16 protein-coding genes and 1 tRNA gene are annotated in these 16,530 nt (G+C 67.0%); 9 read left to right on the forward strand and 8 right to left on the reverse strand.

Annotation, left to right across the window (positions count from 1 at the left end):
* The first annotated feature begins 13 nt into the window (after window positions 1-13).
* The 3 genes from FPZ12_RS31645 to FPZ12_RS31655 all read left to right on the forward strand — a co-directional run bounded on the left by FPZ12_RS31645 (window position 14) and on the right by FPZ12_RS31655 (window position 1,749).
* On the forward strand, window positions 14-673 hold the full coding sequence (locus tag FPZ12_RS31645) for a GNAT family N-acetyltransferase (protein ID WP_144761592.1): 660 nt from the start codon (window positions 14-16) through the stop codon (window positions 671-673).
* 146 nt (window positions 674-819) lie between these two features.
* Window positions 820-1,623 carry a divisome protein SepX/GlpR gene (gene sepX, locus FPZ12_RS31650; RefSeq protein WP_144761595.1) on the forward strand — a complete coding sequence of 268 codons (804 nt, stop codon included), beginning with the start codon at window positions 820-822 and terminating at the stop codon, window positions 1,621-1,623.
* 53 nt (window positions 1,624-1,676) lie between these two features.
* A tRNA-Ala gene (locus FPZ12_RS31655) sits at window positions 1,677-1,749 on the forward strand.
* A 941-nt stretch (window positions 1,750-2,690) separates the two neighbouring features.
* Here FPZ12_RS31655 and FPZ12_RS31660 read toward each other — a convergent pair.
* Complete coding sequence (locus tag FPZ12_RS31660; RefSeq protein ID WP_144756716.1) at window positions 2,691-3,542, reverse strand: 1-aminocyclopropane-1-carboxylate deaminase/D-cysteine desulfhydrase; 852 nt, start codon at window positions 3,540-3,542, stop codon at window positions 2,691-2,693.
* 90 nt (window positions 3,543-3,632) lie between these two features.
* Here FPZ12_RS31660 and FPZ12_RS31665 point away from each other — a divergent pair, with 90 nt between their 5' ends.
* The 4 genes from FPZ12_RS31665 (at window position 3,633) to FPZ12_RS31680 (ending at window position 6,277) form a co-directional block, all read left to right on the forward strand.
* Complete coding sequence (locus FPZ12_RS31665; RefSeq protein WP_144756718.1) at window positions 3,633-4,421, forward strand: hypothetical protein; 789 nt, start codon at window positions 3,633-3,635, stop codon at window positions 4,419-4,421.
* The gene (locus FPZ12_RS31670) at window positions 4,418-4,723 is read left to right on the forward strand and encodes a winged helix-turn-helix domain-containing protein (protein WP_144756720.1); all 306 of its coding nucleotides are present in this window, start codon (window positions 4,418-4,420) and stop codon (window positions 4,721-4,723) included. The genes FPZ12_RS31665 and FPZ12_RS31670 overlap by 4 nt, the downstream gene beginning before the upstream one ends.
* 64 nt (window positions 4,724-4,787) lie before the next feature.
* A complete protein-coding gene (locus tag FPZ12_RS31675; protein WP_144756722.1) occupies window positions 4,788-5,885 on the forward strand; it encodes a molybdopterin-dependent oxidoreductase in 1,098 nt (365 codons plus the stop codon).
* A complete protein-coding gene (locus tag FPZ12_RS31680) occupies window positions 5,882-6,277 on the forward strand; it encodes a hypothetical protein (RefSeq protein WP_144756724.1) in 396 nt (131 codons plus the stop codon). Before FPZ12_RS31675 ends, FPZ12_RS31680 begins: the two co-directional genes overlap by 4 nt.
* On the opposite strand, the gene FPZ12_RS31685 is transcribed toward FPZ12_RS31680, so the two are convergent.
* From FPZ12_RS31685 to FPZ12_RS31695, 3 genes are read right to left on the reverse strand one after another with little or no spacing between them, the layout of a single operon-like run.
* Complete coding sequence (locus FPZ12_RS31685; RefSeq protein WP_208026090.1) at window positions 6,255-7,646, reverse strand: sulfatase family protein; 1,392 nt, start codon at window positions 7,644-7,646, stop codon at window positions 6,255-6,257. The genes FPZ12_RS31680 and FPZ12_RS31685 overlap by 23 nt on opposite strands.
* On the reverse strand, window positions 7,541-8,821 hold the full coding sequence (locus FPZ12_RS31690) for an MFS transporter (RefSeq protein WP_144756726.1): 1,281 nt from the start codon (window positions 8,819-8,821) through the stop codon (window positions 7,541-7,543). Before FPZ12_RS31690 ends, FPZ12_RS31685 begins: the two co-directional genes overlap by 106 nt.
* On the reverse strand, window positions 8,821-10,779 hold the full coding sequence (locus tag FPZ12_RS31695) for an alpha-galactosidase (protein WP_144756727.1): 1,959 nt from the start codon (window positions 10,777-10,779) through the stop codon (window positions 8,821-8,823). The genes FPZ12_RS31690 and FPZ12_RS31695 overlap by 1 nt, the downstream gene beginning before the upstream one ends.
* A gap of 61 nt (window positions 10,780-10,840) precedes the next feature.
* On the opposite strand from FPZ12_RS31695, the gene FPZ12_RS31700 reads away from it, so the two are divergent.
* The gene (locus tag FPZ12_RS31700; RefSeq protein WP_144756729.1) at window positions 10,841-11,983 is read left to right on the forward strand and encodes an ROK family transcriptional regulator; all 1,143 of its coding nucleotides are present in this window, start codon (window positions 10,841-10,843) and stop codon (window positions 11,981-11,983) included.
* Here FPZ12_RS31700 and FPZ12_RS31705 read toward each other — a convergent pair.
* Entirely contained in the window at window positions 11,967-12,674 is a 708-nt protein-coding gene (locus FPZ12_RS31705; RefSeq protein WP_144756731.1) for a DUF2306 domain-containing protein, read from the reverse strand. The genes FPZ12_RS31700 and FPZ12_RS31705 overlap by 17 nt on opposite strands.
* A gap of 69 nt (window positions 12,675-12,743) precedes the next feature.
* On the opposite strand from FPZ12_RS31705, the gene FPZ12_RS31710 reads away from it, so the two are divergent.
* Window positions 12,744-14,213: a phytoene desaturase family protein gene (locus FPZ12_RS31710; protein WP_144756733.1), complete on the forward strand. Its 1,470-nt coding sequence runs from the start codon at window positions 12,744-12,746 to the stop codon at window positions 14,211-14,213.
* On the opposite strand, the gene FPZ12_RS31715 is transcribed toward FPZ12_RS31710, so the two are convergent.
* From FPZ12_RS31715 to FPZ12_RS31725, 3 genes are read right to left on the reverse strand one after another with little or no spacing between them, the layout of a single operon-like run.
* Window positions 14,181-15,653, reverse strand: coding sequence for a PH domain-containing protein (locus FPZ12_RS31715; RefSeq protein WP_243770126.1), 1,473 nt, complete (start codon window positions 15,651-15,653; stop codon window positions 14,181-14,183). The genes FPZ12_RS31710 and FPZ12_RS31715 overlap by 33 nt on opposite strands.
* Window positions 15,650-16,144, reverse strand: coding sequence for a PH domain-containing protein (locus FPZ12_RS31720; protein WP_243770127.1), 495 nt, complete (start codon window positions 16,142-16,144; stop codon window positions 15,650-15,652). The genes FPZ12_RS31715 and FPZ12_RS31720 overlap by 4 nt, the downstream gene beginning before the upstream one ends.
* The gene (locus FPZ12_RS31725; RefSeq protein WP_144756735.1) at window positions 16,141-16,509 is read right to left on the reverse strand and encodes an ArsR/SmtB family transcription factor; all 369 of its coding nucleotides are present in this window, start codon (window positions 16,507-16,509) and stop codon (window positions 16,141-16,143) included. Before FPZ12_RS31725 ends, FPZ12_RS31720 begins: the two co-directional genes overlap by 4 nt.
* Between the last annotated feature and the right edge of the window lie 21 nt (window positions 16,510-16,530).

The raw sequence follows: 16,530 nt of genomic DNA on the forward strand, positions 1-16,530 counted from the left end.
GTTAAATACGCCGGTGCAGGCAGCGACGTACGACCTGGAAGCCCGTCATCCCGGCTGGCCGACCCGGCTCGGGCCGATCAGGGTCCCGGCGGGCGCGGTCGCGCTCCGCCCGATCCGGCTGCGGGACGCCGGTGACTGGAGCCGGATCCGCCTTCGGGACCAGAACCACCTGGAGCGCTGGGAGCCCACAGCGCCCGGACCGTGGCGGGATCGCAACAGTTATTGGTCCTGGCCGCCGCAGTGGTTCGCCCTGCGCGGTCTCGCGCGGCGTGGTCAGTGTCTGCCGTTTGTCATCACAGTGGACGAGCAATACGCGGGGCAGATCACAATCGGTAACGTGATTCGTGCCTCTCTGCGATCGGCCTGGGTGGGGTACTGGGTGTCGTCCACGGTCGTGGCTGGCGGGGTAGCCACAGCCGCCGTGGCGCTCGTCGTCGACCACGCTTTCGGCCCCGGCGGACTGCACCGGATCGAGGCGACCGTGCGGCCCGAGAACGAGCCCAGTATCCGGGTCCTGACGAAGGCCGGATTCCGGCAAGAAGGCCTGTTCCAGCGGTATCTCGACGTGGCTGGCGACTGGCGGGATCACCTGTGTTTCGCGACCACCGCGGAGGAGACCGGCCCGGGTCTCGTCGCACGGCTCATCGCGGCCGGCCGGGCCGAATACGTGTGAGATCGCCGTTACCACATCCGCCGGGATTCACCTAATCCGGCGACCCCCTTTTCCCGATTCAAGCGGCGTGCCTCCCTCACATCTGTTACTCCTGTGACTAGCGTGACGGTATGTAGCAGTGCAAAGGGGGAGGTGACTACGGGGAGATGCCCAGTTCGCTGATCATCGTCGCCCTTGCGGCGGCCTGGCTCGTCGTTCTTGTGCCGATGGTCGCGCGCAAGCGGCAGGCCGTTGCCCGGACCACCGATGCGGCCATGGCCGCAAGAGTCGTGCGCAGCGGAAGCGGCGTCGACGAAGGGGGACAGGAGGCCAGCATGTCCGAGCCCGCGGAAAAGCTCACCGACCCCGAGCCCGAGGAAATCGAAGAGTTCGAGGACGAGCCGATGCGCGCGTACGAACCCGAACGGCACTTCGAAGCCGAGCCCGAACGTCGGTACCGGCCTGGTCGCGGCGGTTTCGACCCCGAGGCCGCCGAGATCGCGGCCCGCGCCAAGTACGCCTTCCGGCAGCGAGTGGTGCTGCTGCTGATCGTCCTCGCGGTGATCACGGCGGCCGCCGCCGGCTTCCTGGTCAGCATGCTGTGGTGGCTGCACGGGATCACGGACGTCGCGCTGGTCTGTTACCTCGCCTACCTGCGGCGGCAGGTGCGCATCGAGGACGAGATCCGGCAGCGCCGGCTCGCCCGCATGAGCAGCGGCCGCGCCCGCCGCCCGATGACCCGGCGCGAGGTCGTCGCCGACGAGTACGACGATCACGCTGACGACGACTACGACGAGTACGAGGTCGCCGAGCCACCGCGGCGTGAGCTCGTAGGGATCGAGCGCCGCCCGTCCCCCGCTTCGCGGATGCGCGGCCAGGCGGTCGTCGTCGACCTGGAGGACGAGGACCCGGCGTTCCACGAACTGGACGACCCCGGCCAGCTCCCGTTCCGGCGGGCGGTCGGAGAGTAACCCCCTCTCCGTCCGCCTTCCGGGCGGTTGCTATGCTTTCATCGCTTCACCAAGGGGCTGTAGCGCAGTTGGTAGCGCGTCTCGTTCGCATCGAGAAGGTCAGGGGTTCGATTCCCCTCAGCTCCACTCCAGGTGAAAGGCCCTTCTCGGGTAAGCGGGAAGGGCCTTTTTCATGCCCGTACAGCAGACCGGTGCGGTAGCGGCTTCATTTCCCAGTCTGGCGGTTGTCTCCTCGTGACTTCGTACGGGCTTTTGTACGGGCTTCGCGAGGATGGCGTGGACGGGTTTCTTCCCGTCCGTCGGGCATCTTCGTCGGGGGCGGCGTGGGTGGGAAGAACGGTCCCGTGAGGACATTCGCGGATCCGGACGGACATGGCGGCACGAAGGCGGTCGTCCTGGTTTGTGTGGGATCTGACTGTGTGGTGCGGCCAGGTGGCTGGGCAGGCATGGTTTTCTGGTGCTTGGGTGCTTGGGTGCTTGGGTGCTTGGGTGCTTGGGTGCTTGGGACCGGGTGTCGAGGCCTGGTGCCGGGGGCTGGCGTGGTGTGTATCGGGGTGTCTGGGTTCGGGTCTCCGGGGCCGGCGTCGTGTGTGTCGAGGTGCCGGGCGTCCGGCGGCCGAATGCCTGGCGCTTAGTTGTTAGCGCCGAGTGTCCGCGTCTCTGCGAATCGCCGTATCCAGACTTGGGTGCGCCGGGCCGCGCCGCACCGCCCTCGCGGCTCAGATTTCCGTCCCGCCGCGGGCCCCTGCTGGCGCGTCCGTGTGACTGTTGCGCCGCGACCCGCCTTCGAGGCTTGGCCTTCATGAAGGACTCTGTGCCTGGAGCTCCCGGCCGCGGGCAGGGGAGCGCGCGACCGGGAGCCGGCGCCAGTTGTGTGAACGCACCCGGTTGGTGCAACTGGCGAGGACCAGTGTGTGCCCCCACCAGAAGGGCACTTTTCGCGGGACGCAGTATGGCGCGGCATACCTCCGCGAACACTGACAGGCCGCGGCGTCGATCCCGGTATCGCGTCATGGACTCGGTGCGACCGTAATCAGCTCAGCGATTCCGGCCCGGCAGGGCGACAATCAACTCAGCGCGGCGACGATCTTGGCGCCGGCCAGATCGCCCTTCTCGATCCGCCGGAACAGGGCGCACATCATCTTGGCTTCGTAGACGAAGTCCAAAGTGATGCCGTGTCGTACCTGGAAGTCCTCGATGAACTCAGCCAACTCGGGCGGGCGTTTGGCGTAGCCCCCGAAATGCGCATCGTGGTCGATCGTCCAGTTGGTCGTAGCCGAGCCGAACGCGTCCCGTTGCAGTCGCCGAACCTCGTCGTCGAGAAAGTGGGCTCCTTTCAACACCGCGAATCCAAGGGCTTGCTGGTGGTCGTCCAGCGCGGCGGCGACCCCGGCCAGCGTGCCGCCCGTGCCGCACGCGCAACACAGCACGTCGAAATCGGCGGGGATCTCGGCAACGAGCTCGGCGCAACCGCGAACAGCGTGACCGTTGCTGCCGCCCTCGGGCAGGACGTAGCACGGCCGGAACTGCTCAGGCACGGGTTTTAGGCGGTAGGCCGTCCTGTCGAGGTAGGTCAACGTCATGCCGCGACCGACCGCGAACGCCAGGGAATCGTTGAGGGGCAGGTGTTCCTCGCCTCTGATCACACCAACGGTCTCGAAGCCGAAGTGGTGGCCGGCGGCTGCGGTGGCACGGATGTGGTTCGAATAAGCGCCACCGAAGGTCAGTAGCCGTTGATGTCCTCCTTCCTTCGCCGCAGCGAGGTTGTACTTGAGCTTGCGCCATTTGTTTCCCGGCATCTCCGGGTGGATCAGATCGTCACGCTTGAGCAGGAGCCGGATCCCGCGTGCACGGAGCCGGTCGTCGTGCACTTCGGTCAACGGCGACGGGACGTTGAGCGGGATCGCGCTCGGCCGCATGGGCCAAGTCTAATGGCAAATCGGTCTGTTGACAAGTCAGGTTTGCCGTGCAAACATGATTGGCATGCGAAGCCGACCGAGGAGATGGGCGTGATGGCCGAACCGGGTGCGGCTGAGGTTCTGGGTGAGTTGGCTGTCTTACGGCGCCGGACGAGGAAAGATAGGCGTGGCTATTGGGTCCCATTGTTGCTGTTCGGGTTCGGCGTGCTGGCAGCGCCATTGGTGTACGAGACCGACGTGCGCCAGGGGATCGGAACGCGGGTGGTGGTCGAGTCCACCACGAAGGCGGGGGCTTACTGGGTCGCTTTGGTGACTGTGGGGGCCGCGGCGAGTCTCGCCTGGTATCGCTGGCGGGCCTCACGAGTGGGAGTCCAAGCACGTACCGGCATCTACGTCGCCTGGCTGCTGGGCGCGTTGGCGTTGTTCGTGGTGCTGGTGCCAGTGGTCGGTTATTTGGTTCTTGGGTTGTTCGACGGGTTCAGCCCGCAGGGCGTATGGGTCAGCGGTGCCGTGTGCGTGGCCGGCGGCCTGGTCGCCGGGGTGAGTGCCTGGCGGTCGTGGCGTCCGGGCATGGTCGTCGGGCTGGTCGCGGTGGTGCTGGCCGCGGACCAGCTGGCGATTCTCGCCACGACGCACGGTTTCGGCGCTCTGCTGGTCATCGCGGTCGGCGTGTGTGCCTTGGCCTGGGTGGAACGCAGTGTGCTGTGTGGCGTGATCGCGGCGGTCTTCTCCGCTGCCGCGGTGTTAGCCAACCTGTACGACATGCAGAACGTGCTCGGTGGATCCGCGTTGGTGTTTGACAACTTGATAGTGCCTGCAGCTGTCCTCCTCCTGGGAGGGCTGGCCGGTGGCTGGCGAGCGGCAGTGAGCGCCGCATGAGTGAACACCCCACCACCGGCCTCGACGAGTTGGTGCACCAGCGACACCGGCTCGGCATTCTCACGATCGCGGCAGAGGTCAAGCGGGTGGAGTTCGGGTACTTGCGGGAGACCCTCGAGCTGACCGGAGGCAACCTCTCCCGGCACATCGCGGTGTTGGAAGAGGCCGGCCTGCTCGAGGTGGAGAAGGGCTATGACGGCAAGCGCCCCAAGACCTGGGTGCACATCACCCCCTCGGGGCGCCGGGCGCTGGCGGAGGAAATGGCGGCGTTGCGCGCGCTCGTCGCCAGGCATGACAGCTGACGTAAGCACTCGGTAAGCGCCGCAAGGGTTCTGCACTGTCCATCCCGGACCTACCGTCCCAAGTGTGAAGACGGTCGTACCTGCCTCCGCTGCACACGACGAACGGGTGACAGCGCGGATCGGGCTGTGGTTGGCAGTCAGTTTCGGTCTCTGTTTCGTGACCGGACTGATCAGCCACCTCATCCAGCACCCGCCGTCGTGGTTCCTGTGGCCGAGTCGGCCGGTGTGGCTGTATCGCGTCACGCAGGGCGTGCATGTGATCAGTGGGATTGCGTCTATCCCGCTGCTGCTGGGGAAATTGTGGAGCGTCTACCCGAAGCTGTTCGAGCGCCCGCTGATCCGGTCGCTGGCCCACGCGCTGGAGCGGGTCTCCATCCTGGTGTTGTCGGCGTCTGCGTTCTTCGAGCTGGTGACCGGTCTGTTCAACGTCGCGCAGAACTACCCGTGGAACTTCTACTTCCCGGAAGTCCACTACGCGGTTGCCTGGGTGGCCATCGGCTCGATCCTGGTGCACATCGCTGTGAAGCTCCCCATCGTGCGCCGCGCGTTGGGAAGCGATCGGGAGCAGAAATCGGCGGCTGGTATTTCCCGACGCCGCCTCCTGAGGACCACCTTCCTCGCCTCTGGAGCAGCGGTCGTCGCGACGGCAGGGGCCACGGTTCCGTTGCTGCGGAACATTTCCGTGTTGTCGTGGCGGACGGGCGGGGCTTTGCCGGTCAACCGGACCGCTGCCGCGGCCGGGGTGATCGAGGATGCGCGGGACGCCGGCTGGCGATTGGAAGTCCTGACTGCCGAAGGGCGCAGCCGATTCACCCTCGAGCAACTGACCGCCTTGCCGCAGACGAGTGCCGAACTTCCGATCGCGTGTGTCGAAGGCTGGAGTCAGTCCGCCACATGGACAGGCGTCGCGATGCCGGACCTGCTGCGCGCCGTGGGAAGCAGGCCGGGTGCCACCGTAGTCGTGACATCGCTCGAAAAGACGGGGCTCTACTCGCGGAGTTCGTTACCCGGTGAACACACCGCAGACCCGATCACCCTGCTTGCTTTGCGACTCAACGGCGAGGTCCTCAGCCTCGACCACGGATACCCATGCCGGATCATCGCGCCGAACCGGCCGGGCGTCCTGCAGACCAAATGGGTCACCCGGCTGGAGGTTTCATGAGGTTCGGTCGGATCCTGCTGGTTCTGCCAGGCCTGGCCGCATTGGCGTGGGGCATCGTGCTGCTTTCCCAGCTCGCGTTCCGCCAGCAGTTGGTCACCGGTGGCTGGCTGCTCGGCGGTCCGATCGTTCATGACCTGCTCATCGCGCCGTTCGTGGGGCTCTTGGTGTCGCACGTCGTTTCGGTCCGCTGGAGGGTTCCCTTACTCACCGGGTTGGCCGTGAGCGGCGTGCTGGTTCTGCTGGCGGTTCCGTTGCTGTGGCGAACATTCGGCACCCCGCCCAGCCCGGGGCTGCATGACGGACACCCGCTCGTCGGACTGCTCGTGGCGCTCGCGGTGGTGTGGGTGCTCGTCCTCGGGGCCGGTCTGGTCAGGCGCGTGCGGCGGCGATGACCGGCTTCACCTCGCCTGCCTCGACGATGCGTTCCAGCAGCCGCGCTCGGAGTTGCTGCCGGACGTCGGCCAGGATCGGTTCCTGGACGAGATTGGTGAGTTCGTTCGGATCCGACTCCAGGTCGTACAGGTAAGTCTCCACATAGGCGTCGGCGGATGGGGAATCCCATGGGTTCGCGTCAGGTGCGGTGACGCCGTACTTCCAGCGCCGGGTGCGTAGCGCGCGGCCGGTTTCGGATTCGCTGATCTGCACCAGCACATCGTCCGGCTCTGTGGTGCTTCCGTCCACGAAAGGCAGGATCGACCGGCCCTGCATGTGCGATGGCGTGGGCAGACCGGCGGCGGCCAAAAGCGTTGGGGGAAGGTCGATGTGGCTCACCAACTGCTCAACCCGGCCATGCAGGCCGGCGCCCGCGAGCAGGGTGGGGACGCGGATCGAGGCGTCGTGACAACTGCGTTTGTATTCGCGGTTGCGTGTCTTGAAATGACAACCGTGATCGGAGGTGAACAAGATGATCGTGTCGTCCAGGATTCCGCGTGCCGCCAAGGCATCCACGAGCCTTCCCAGCACCTCGTCGAGCCGCCGCACCATCCCGTAGTAGCCGGCCAGGTGCTCCGGCCAGTTGCCCTCGAGCGCGGCGAGGTCGGCCGGGACCCAACCGTCCTCGTAACGTTCGCGGTAACCCTCGGGTGCCGGGTAGTCGTCGCGGCTGTTCTGGTGGTGTGGTTCGAGGAAGGACAAGAACAGGAAAAACGGGTTGTCTCGGTCGCGTGAGACGAAGTCGATCGCGGCGGAGCCGATCGCGTCGGCGCGGTAGCCGTCGTAGGTGTGAGGTTGGTTTTCCTTGTCGTACAGGGTGGTCTCGTACGCGTCCGACGTGAACTCCAGCAGGTTCGCGGCCAGCCAGTACTGATAGCCCGCGCGGTGTTCCGCGGGCACCGGGCCGGGGCACTCGTCCCGGTACAGATGCCACTTGCCGATGTACCCGGTTTCGTAACCGGCTTCAGCGAACTGCCGCGCCAGGGTGGGAACCTCACGGTCCAGCGGGATCCCGTTCCGGAACACGCCGTTCGTGTTCGGGTAGAGACCGGTCTGCAGGGTGGCTCGCGCAGGGGCGCAGACCGGCTGGCAGGTGAAGGAGTTCGCCACGTGGACGCCCCGAGTGGCGAGGCGGTCGAAGTTGGGTGTCAAGCCCAGTGGATTGCCATGCACGCCGGTGGTATCCCAGCGTTGCTGGTCGGTGAAGAACACCAGCACGTTTTTCACAGCACGGCCACCTCTCGTCGGGTTACCCGGGTTTCGGACATGACCATCGAAGACACCAGCGAAACCAGCCCCACACCGGCGAGCAGCAACGCCACCGGCCAACTCCCATCCGCGGCCACCACGAGCGAGGTGGCGATCGCGGGGACGAACCCGGCGAGCAGGGCCGAGGCCTGGGTGGCGATGCCCAGCGCCGAGTAGCGCACGCCGGCGCCGAACATCTCGGTGAAGAGCGTGCCCTGCACCCCGGACATGCACACCGCGCTGCCGATCGATGCCAGGCTCGTCGCTGTCCAGGCGAGCCCCACCGAATGGCTGTCCAGCAACCAGAAATACGGGAAGGCGGACAAAGTGACGAGCGCGGCGCCGACGACGTAGATGGGTTTCCGGCCGATGCGGTCGGATAGTGCGCCGGCCACCGGGATGAGCAACAGCCCGACCACGTTGTAGAGCAGGACACCGGTGAGGGCGATGCCCTTGCCGTAGCCGAGGGTGGTGGTGAGATAAGAGATCGCGAACGGCTGGAAAATCTGTGAACTGCCGGCTTCACCGATCCGTGCGCCGAACGCGATGAGCAGTGTCCTCGGATATTTGCGCACCGCGGCGACCAGTGGCATCCGTTCGCGTTCCCCGGTCTCCCGGATCTGCCGGAAGTCCGGAGTTTCCTGAATAGTCCGGCGCACCAGCAGACCGACCACCAGCAGCACGGCGCTGAACAGGAACGGGATCCGCCAGCCCCAGTTCATGAACTGCTGATCCGGCAACAGTGCGAACAGGCTGGTCACCGCGACCGCGATGAGATAGCCGATCGGGCCACCGGTTTGCGGGAGACTGCCCCAGAAACCGCGACGGTCCGGTGGAGCGTGTTCGACGGTCAGCAAGGCAGCGCCGGCCTGCTCGCCCCCGAGCCCGAGGCCCTGCACCAGGCGCAGAGTCACGAGCAGAATCGGAGCCCAGACACCCACACTGCGGTAGTCCGGCAGCACGCCGATCAGAACCGTCGCGCCGCCGATGATCAGCATAGTCGCGACGAGCATTCGCTTGCGCCCCAAGCGATCGCCGTAATGACCGAACAACAGGGCGCCGAGCGGGCGGAGCACGAACCCAGCGCCGAAGGTCGCCAGCGCGGCGAGGGTGCCGAAGATCGGCGCGACGTTGGGGAAAAAGAGCTTCCCGAAGATCAGTCCCGCGGAGATGCCGTAGAGATTGAAGTCGTACCACTCCAGCGCGGCACCGGACAGGCTGGCGGCGACGACCTGCCGCATGGGCTGACGTGGCATCACGAAACCTCCGTTACGTGCAGGACGATGAGTGTTTCGGGGTCCATCCGGGGTAGGCGAAGGCCGATCTCCGAGAGCAGTTGCCCCGGATACTCGACCGGCTCGCAGCCCTCGCCCTCGACCCGGTACCGCGCGTCGGCTTTGAGGCCGGGGATCCGTACCGGAGCGGGACGTTCGGCAAGGCTGGTGTCGAGTTGGGCGTAGCTGACCAAGGCCTCGTGCTCACCGAGGACCACGGTCACCTGCGCGGCAGGGTCAGGATGGTCGGTCTGGATCAGGCGACCTGAGTGGAGCAGCGGCCGGAAACGCTTGTACCGGGCGATCCAAGTTGCCAGTTCGTCCAGTTCCTCCTCGGGTACCTCGGTCAGATCCCATTCGACCCCGAAACTGCCGAACAGTGCCGTCCCCGCTCGAAAGCCCAGCCCGTGGGTGCGGCCGGTGACATGCGTACGCGGAGGACCGACGTGGGCGCCGGTCAGTTCGAGCGGCAGCAGGAGGTTGGTGTAGCGCTGGATCGTGCGGCGTTCGAGCGCGTCGTTGGAGTCGCTGGTCCACACGCGGTCGGTGCGTTCCAGAATGCCGAGATCAACCCGTGCGCCGCCCGAGGCGCAGCTTTCGATCTCGGTTTGCGGGTGACGGCTCCGCAACTCGTCGATCAAGCGGTACGTCGCCGAGGTCTGCGCGTGCACCGCCGCGCGGCCGAAGTGCCCAGGCTCCACCAGATCCCGGTTGTGGTCCCATTTCAGGTAGGCGATGTCGTACTCGGACAACAGTGCGTCGAGCCGGTCGAGGAGGTACGCGTAGACGTCCTCAAGGGACAGATCCAAAACCTGCTGGTGACGCCACTCCGGGGGTAAGCGGTCGGCAGCGTGCAGAACCCAGTCCGGGTGGGCGCGGAAGAGATCGGAATCCGCGTTGACCATTTCCGGCTCGACCCACAACCCGAGGTCCATGCCCAGGGCGCGGACGTGGGAGATCAGCGGCTCCAGCCCCTCGGGCCAGACATCATCGTCGACGTACCAGTCACCGAGCCCTGCGGTGTCGTCGCGGCGGCCGCGGAACCAGCCGTCGTCCAGCACGAACCTTTCCACGCCGACCTGGGCCGCACGCTCCGCGAGGCGTCGCAGCTTCGTCAGGTCGTGGTCGAAGTAGGTGGCCTCCCAGGTGTTGACGACGACGGGCCGGTGTTTGGCCGGCCGCAGGAACTCGTGGAACGCGGCGCTGATGCCGTTCAACCCGTGCGCGGAGTAAGCCGCGTACAGCCACGGCGTCCGGTACTCCTCACCCGGGGCGAGTTCGAGTTCGCCAGGCAACAACAGCTCGCCGGCACCGAAGAACGCATCCCCGGACGGCAGGCGCTCGGCGAAATAGGTCTGGTTGCCGCTCCAGCCCAGGTGCACCGCCCACACTTCGCCACTGTCGAAGCTGAACCCTGGAGTTCCCGCGGCGAGAAGGTAAGCGCTGTCGTGCCCCGGGCGGCCGCGCCTGCTTTCGCGGACCCGGCTGCCCTGGTTCAACGGCTGGCGCTGCGGCTGCCTTTCCTTGCCCCACCGTCCGGTGAAGTCCAGCAACTCGGTCGCCCGGGCGGGCAACGGCAGGATCGGGATCAGTTCGTCGAGGCGGTATCCGGTGGCGCCGTCGTTGCGGAGTCCGTGGCGCAGCCGAAGGATCCCGGACGGGTGGAGATCGAACTCGGTCCACCAGGTGAGCTCGCTGTGTTCGTCCTGTCCGCGACCATCGCCGGTCGGCTCGAAGGAGGGCGACCACGTCCGTCCGTCCCGATGTCCTCGTAGGCCAGGGCGGCCCTGATGTCCATTGGCCTGCAACGGAAGCAGGGCGGCGCCGGGCCAGTCGGCCAACGCGGTGACTGACTTTTCGGACAAGGCCGAGCCCCAATGTCGGACTTCGAGCCCGGCTACGACGATGCTCGCGTCTCCGCCTCGCAGATGAACCGTCATCGATGACCGCCCTATATTTAAGGGGCATTTATTAAAATGCCGTGCGGTATAGTCGCACCTCGTGGGAGGGGTGTCAAGCGAGGTCGCCGGGCCCGCACTGGTGCGCAGGCTGAACGCCGGACGTCTGCTGGACGAGCTGCGGCGCAGCGAAACGATGTCCACCAACGAGCTAGTGGAAGCGACCGGAATGTCGCGGCCCACGGTGCACGCGGCGGCGGAGCACCTCATCAAACTCGGCTGGGCGTCCGAAGGCAGCAGCTCCAAGGCGGGCCGGGGCAGGCCGTCGCGGGTGTTCTCGTTCCGGGAGACCGCGGGTTACGTGCTCGGGGTCGACATCGGCGCGCACACCGTCCGCGCGAGAGTCGCGGACTTGCGGGGCGAGGATGTCGTCTCGATGGAGCGGGCGTTCACCGATCCAGAGATCGGCCCGGAGGAACGCATCCGGCAGGTCCGGGAGCTGCTCACGGACACCCTCGCCGAGGCCGAGCTCGAACCGGGGCGGGTGCTCGCGGTGTGCGTCGGCAGCAGCGGCCCGATCAGCCCAGACGGTGTGGTCCGTCTGCGCACCGGCATCCCCGGGTTCCTCGATCTGGATCTTCGGACCGAGATGGCCAGGGGGTTCGACTGGGATGTCGTGGTGGAGAACGACTGCAACCTCGCCGCCATCGGTGAGCGGTGGAGGGGTCTCGCCGTGGGCAAGGACAACGTCGTCTGCCTGTTGGCCGGAGAACGGCTCGGCGCCGGCATCATCCTCGACGGACGGCTCGTGCGCGGACATCGGAACAGCGCGGGTGGAGTGCTGTTCCTGAAACTCATGCAGAACCCCTCCGCGGGCGAAGGAGTTGCTTATCTGGCAAGGAAATTCGCCGGTAAGGACGCTCCGGAGGTGTTCGACGCACTGGTCGCCGGGGATCCGGCGGCCGCCGAGGTGATCGGCAGGGCGATCGAGCCGGTGGCCTCCGTGATCGCGACGGTGGGGATGCTGCTGGACCCCGAGTTGGTGGTGCTCAGCGGTGCGGTCGCGGCCGCCGGGGAGGCCTTGATGGAGCCGATTCGCCGTCGGCTGGCCGAACTCTCGATCGCCGTTCCCGAAGTCGCCGCGTCCCCATTGCGGCACAACGCTGTCGTGACGGGCGCGGTGCGGCTCGCCTTGGAACGTGCGGAGAGCCGCTACCTCGCCGAACTGGTCACCGCACCCGCTTAGCCACCCGCGTGTGCTGCAGCCACCATTCGGCGACCAGCAGGTTCACGATCCAGCTCAGCCACGAACCGACGCCGATGGCCTGCGCCAGCTGGGCGTAGTCGTTCCCATCGGAGACCAGGAAGACCGTGCACACCGTGGTCCACGCCCGGTTCAGGATGATCGAGAAACACAGCGCGAAGCTCCGGACCATCCATTCACGGTGCTCGGCGTACCGGTGTTTCCTGGCCTTGACGTAACCGGCGATCGTGGTGAGCACCCACAGCACGCCGAGTGTCGTGTTCGCAGCCTGCTGGTTCGGTCCCCAGTAGGTGACCGTGGAGACCGTCAGGATGGCGAGCCCACCGAAAACGCTGGATAACACGTAAGCCCGACCGCTCCACCGGTGCACCTGCGGGTAGCGCTCTCGCAGCCACGGCCACAGCTGCAGACAGCCGGCGAGCAACGCGATCGACCCGAGGAAGATGTGCGTGACCAGCGCCGGGTAGTAGTACGACACTCCTGTCGGCGGCAAGGTACGGGCTTGCGCCGGATCCAGGCCCAGGTAGGGCGGCAGTGCGTAGCCGAGAAAAGCCACCACCAGCATCATCAGTGCGATGAGCGGGGGCTTGATCTTCGCGCGGGACCTCGTGGCGGGTTTCGGTTCGACCGTGACCATGAAGAGAAGTCTTCGCCGGTCGTCGGCCGCGGTCATTGGGGTTGACCTTGCTTTGGCGGTGGGGTTAACCCTGCATTCGCGCCAGGCCGAGGTGATAGTGGAGGCATGGCTGGCAGTGACGCGATCGTGGTCGGTTCCGGGCCGAACGGGCTTGCGGCCGCGGTCATTCTCGCCCGCGCCGGGCTCAGCGTGGAGATGCGCGAGGCCGCCTCCGACTTCGGCGGCGGTCTTCGTTCGAGGGCGCTTTTCGATCGCGACGTCGTGCACGACGTCTGCTCGGCAGTGCACCCGATGGCTGCCGCAGGGCGTTTCTTCCGCGAGTTCGACCTGCCGGCTCGTGGAGTCGAGCTGTGCCAGCCGGAGATCTCGTACGGCCATCCCCTCGACGGCGGGAGGGCCGGGCTCGCGTACCGGAGCCTTGGGCAAACATGCGAGGCTCTCGGCCCGGATGGCGCGCGGTACGCACGGCTGATGCGCCCGTTGATCGAGCACAGCCAAGGTGTGGTGGATGCGCTGTTCTCCGATTTTCGCCGGATCCCACCGGAACTGACCGCGCTCCCCGCGCTGCCGCTGCGAATTCTGTTGGAAGGCACGACGTTGGCCCGTCACGTCTTCCGCCGGGATGAGGCGCCCGCGATGCTCGCCGGGATCGCGGGGCATTCGATCGGCCGTCTGCCGAGCCTCCCGGCAGGCGGGATCATCATGCTGCTGGGGCATCTCGCGCACACGACCGGCTGGCCGCTGCCACAAGGGGGGAGCCGCCGGATCGCCGAGGCACTCGTTGAGGATTTCCTTGCCCACGGGGGAGTTCTGCACACGGGAAGCCCGGTCGACGACATTCGGGAGCTGGCCGGCGCCAAGGCCGTCCTGCTGGACGTCGGGCCGCGTGGGTTCCTCGACCTCGCCGGTGAATGGATGCCGCCGGGGTACCTGCGAGCGCTGCGCTCCTACCGTTACGGCCCTGCCGCCGCGAAAGTGGATTTCCTGGTTTCCGAGCCGATCCCGTGGGCGAACCACGAACTTCGCCGGGCCGGAACGGTGCACGTGTGCGGGGACAAGGCTGCCGTCTACGCCAGCGAAAACGCCGCTATACAAGGAAAAGTGCCGGAGCAGCCGTACATCCTGCTGGCCGAGCCGCTGGTCACCGACCCGGGCAGGGGGCTTCCTCATAAGCGGCCGGTGTGGGCGTACTGCCACGTCCCGAACGGCAGTCCGGTCGACCCGGCTGACCGGATCCGGCGGCAGATCGAACGGTTCGCGCCGGGGTTCAGCGACACCGTGCTCGACGTTCGCAGCACGACGGCGCCGGAGTTCGCGAAGTACAACGCGAACTACGTCGGTGGCGACATCGCGGCAGGCGCGGTGAACCTGCGACAGCTGCTTGCCCGGCCGGTGCCGCGGTGGAACCCGTATCGCACCCCGCTTAGCGGTGTCTACCTGTGCTCAGCGGCGACGCCACCGGGGCCGGGAGTGCACGGCATGTGCGGCTACTACGCGGCGGAAACCGTGCTGCGCCGCGAGTTCGGCATCCGCGAACTGCCTTCACTCGCGCCGGACGAGAAACGGCTCCAGTAATCCGGGAACGGCGGCGTCGGCCAGCGCGACCGCTTCGTGCCCTGGAAGGTCCGTGCAGGCGTAGTGCTGACGGCCTGCCGCGGTGGTCGCGGTCAGCGTCACCAATCCGGCGCGGCGCTGGAAGAACGATCTGTGCATGACGAAGCCGATCACCCCGTCGCAGGAAAGCACGTAGCGACGGCGCAGCAGACTGCCGTGCCGGAACACCAGCCGACCTTGGGTGAGGGCGTGACCGAGGTTGCGGAACCGGTCTTCGGCGAGCAGGGCGCCGACGGGATACAGCACCAGCGCCGCCTGCCAGGGCCACGTCGGCCATTTCGCCAGCCACCACAGCAAAAGCAGCACGCCGGTGATGAACGTGGCAACGGCGAACGCGCGGGTGTAGCGCCTGCGATGTGCCTTCGGGCCGTGCCTGAGGAGGTCCTGACCGGCGGGGGGCGGCGAATCGATCACCGCGCCGGCCACACGCCGGGCCTCCTCCAGCGGTGCTGGCGGCAGCAGCACGGAGCCGCCGTGCTCGGCGCCGCGACCTGCCCGCAGGCCTGTTGTGATCGCCATGCACCGGGCCCCACCCACCGCTCGCAGCAACAGCGGTTCGCTGATCTCCACTCCGCGCAACCGGCGCAGCTCGATCGTCGTCGACCGGGTGGTGAGCAGCCCGCGGGTGACGTGCAGGGTGCCGTCGGTCCGCACCAGGCGGAAATTCCAGAACGCCAGGACGTAGGCGATGACCGACAGCACCGCGACCAAGATGGCGGCCACGACGGTCACCTCCAGGATCGCGACCGCGAGCGGCGCGGCCGCGAGCTGGCCGATCACCGAATTCAGCAGACCGAACTCGTCGGGGTCGAGGTGGGTTTCGTTGAAGAGGTTGGCCAGGGAGCCCACCACGACACCGATGGTCGCGATACCGGAGAGCGTGAACGGGCCGTATCGCACCCAGACCGGCGAAAGACGGGAGAGCTCCTTCTGAGCAGGTTTCTCTTCCGTGACAACGGGTTTGGCAGTCCGCCGGAGTAGCTCTTCGCGCAGCCGCGCCGCCTCGGCTGCCGCAAGCGCATCCAGTGTCACGCCTTCGTCGCTGCGATCCGAGCGGCCGGTGCCGATCACCACCCGGCTCAGCCCGAGGATTCGCTGCATCGGGTGCGCCGTCAGGTCCACCGAGCGCACGCGGTCACGCGGCACGGAGAGTTCGCGGCGCCGCAGCAAGCCGCGCTTCACTCGCACGTGCGTCGGGGTGATCTGGTACGTGGTCGTGAACCAGCGCAGCAGCCCGCCCGCGATCGCGATGCCGAGCCCCACCAGACTCCAGATGTGGCCCTGTCCGTTGCGGCCGATGAACAGCACGCCGATCAGCACCGGCAGGAACCGGATCGCCTCCTGCACGGGATGCACCGCGAGCATCTTCGGGCTCAGCCGGTGCCAGGGCAGTTCCGTCACGTCGCGTCCCCGGCGGTGGCCTGCGTCAGGGTGGCGAGTTCAGCCGCAAGCCGTTGTGCCTGCTCGAGTGTGAGCCCGTGGATGTGCACCGGTCCGCGTGCGGAGGCGGTGGTGACCGTCAGATTCGCCAGCCCGAACAACCGTTCCAGCGGACCGCGTTCGGTGTCGACCGTCTGGATCCGGGAAACCGGGGCGATCCGGCGTTCCTGGTTGAACCAGCCGGACTGGGTGTACACGACCTGCGGGGTCGTCTCCCAGCGGTGCACCCGGTAGCGCCATTGCGGCATCACGATCAAGTGGGCGGCCGCGAGCGCAGCTGTCACGAGCAGCACCACGAGCAGCGGGGTGCCGCCGTCGGCCAGCAGCAGCCACAACAGTTCGGCCACGAGCAGGACCAGCCAGCCCAGCGCCGCCCGCGTCGTCCAGAACAGGACTGCTCGCTTGTCGACCAGGTTCGCCGGCGGGCGAAGGTCCAGCACTGGTTCGGTCACGTCACCACTTTGCCAGCAGCACGGTCCGGTTTCCCGAGTCGCAGGTGCTCGATGTGGTAAACGGCTTCGTCCAGGAGCAGGGCCACGTGGTTGTCGTACAGGCTGTACACGATGCTGCGGCCGGTGCGCTGCCCGCTGACCAGTCCGAGGTTGCGCAGCAGCCGGAGCTGGTGCGAGACCGCGGACTGCTCCATGGAGACAGCCTCGGCGAGTTCACCGACCGAGCACGGCCCCTGCCGTAGCCGCGTCAACATCAGCAGGCGGCTGGGCGTGGCCAGCGCTTGTAAGGTCGCGGCGACCTTGGCGGCGCCTTCCGCGTCCAGCGATGCGACAGGCGTGTCCGTGCTTTCGACTCCGTGACCCACAGAACCATCCTAATCAAGGAT

Origin of the sequence: Amycolatopsis acidicola, assembly GCF_007713735.2 — a bacterium.
GTDB lineage: Bacteria > Actinomycetota > Actinomycetes > Mycobacteriales > Pseudonocardiaceae > Amycolatopsis_E > Amycolatopsis_E acidicola.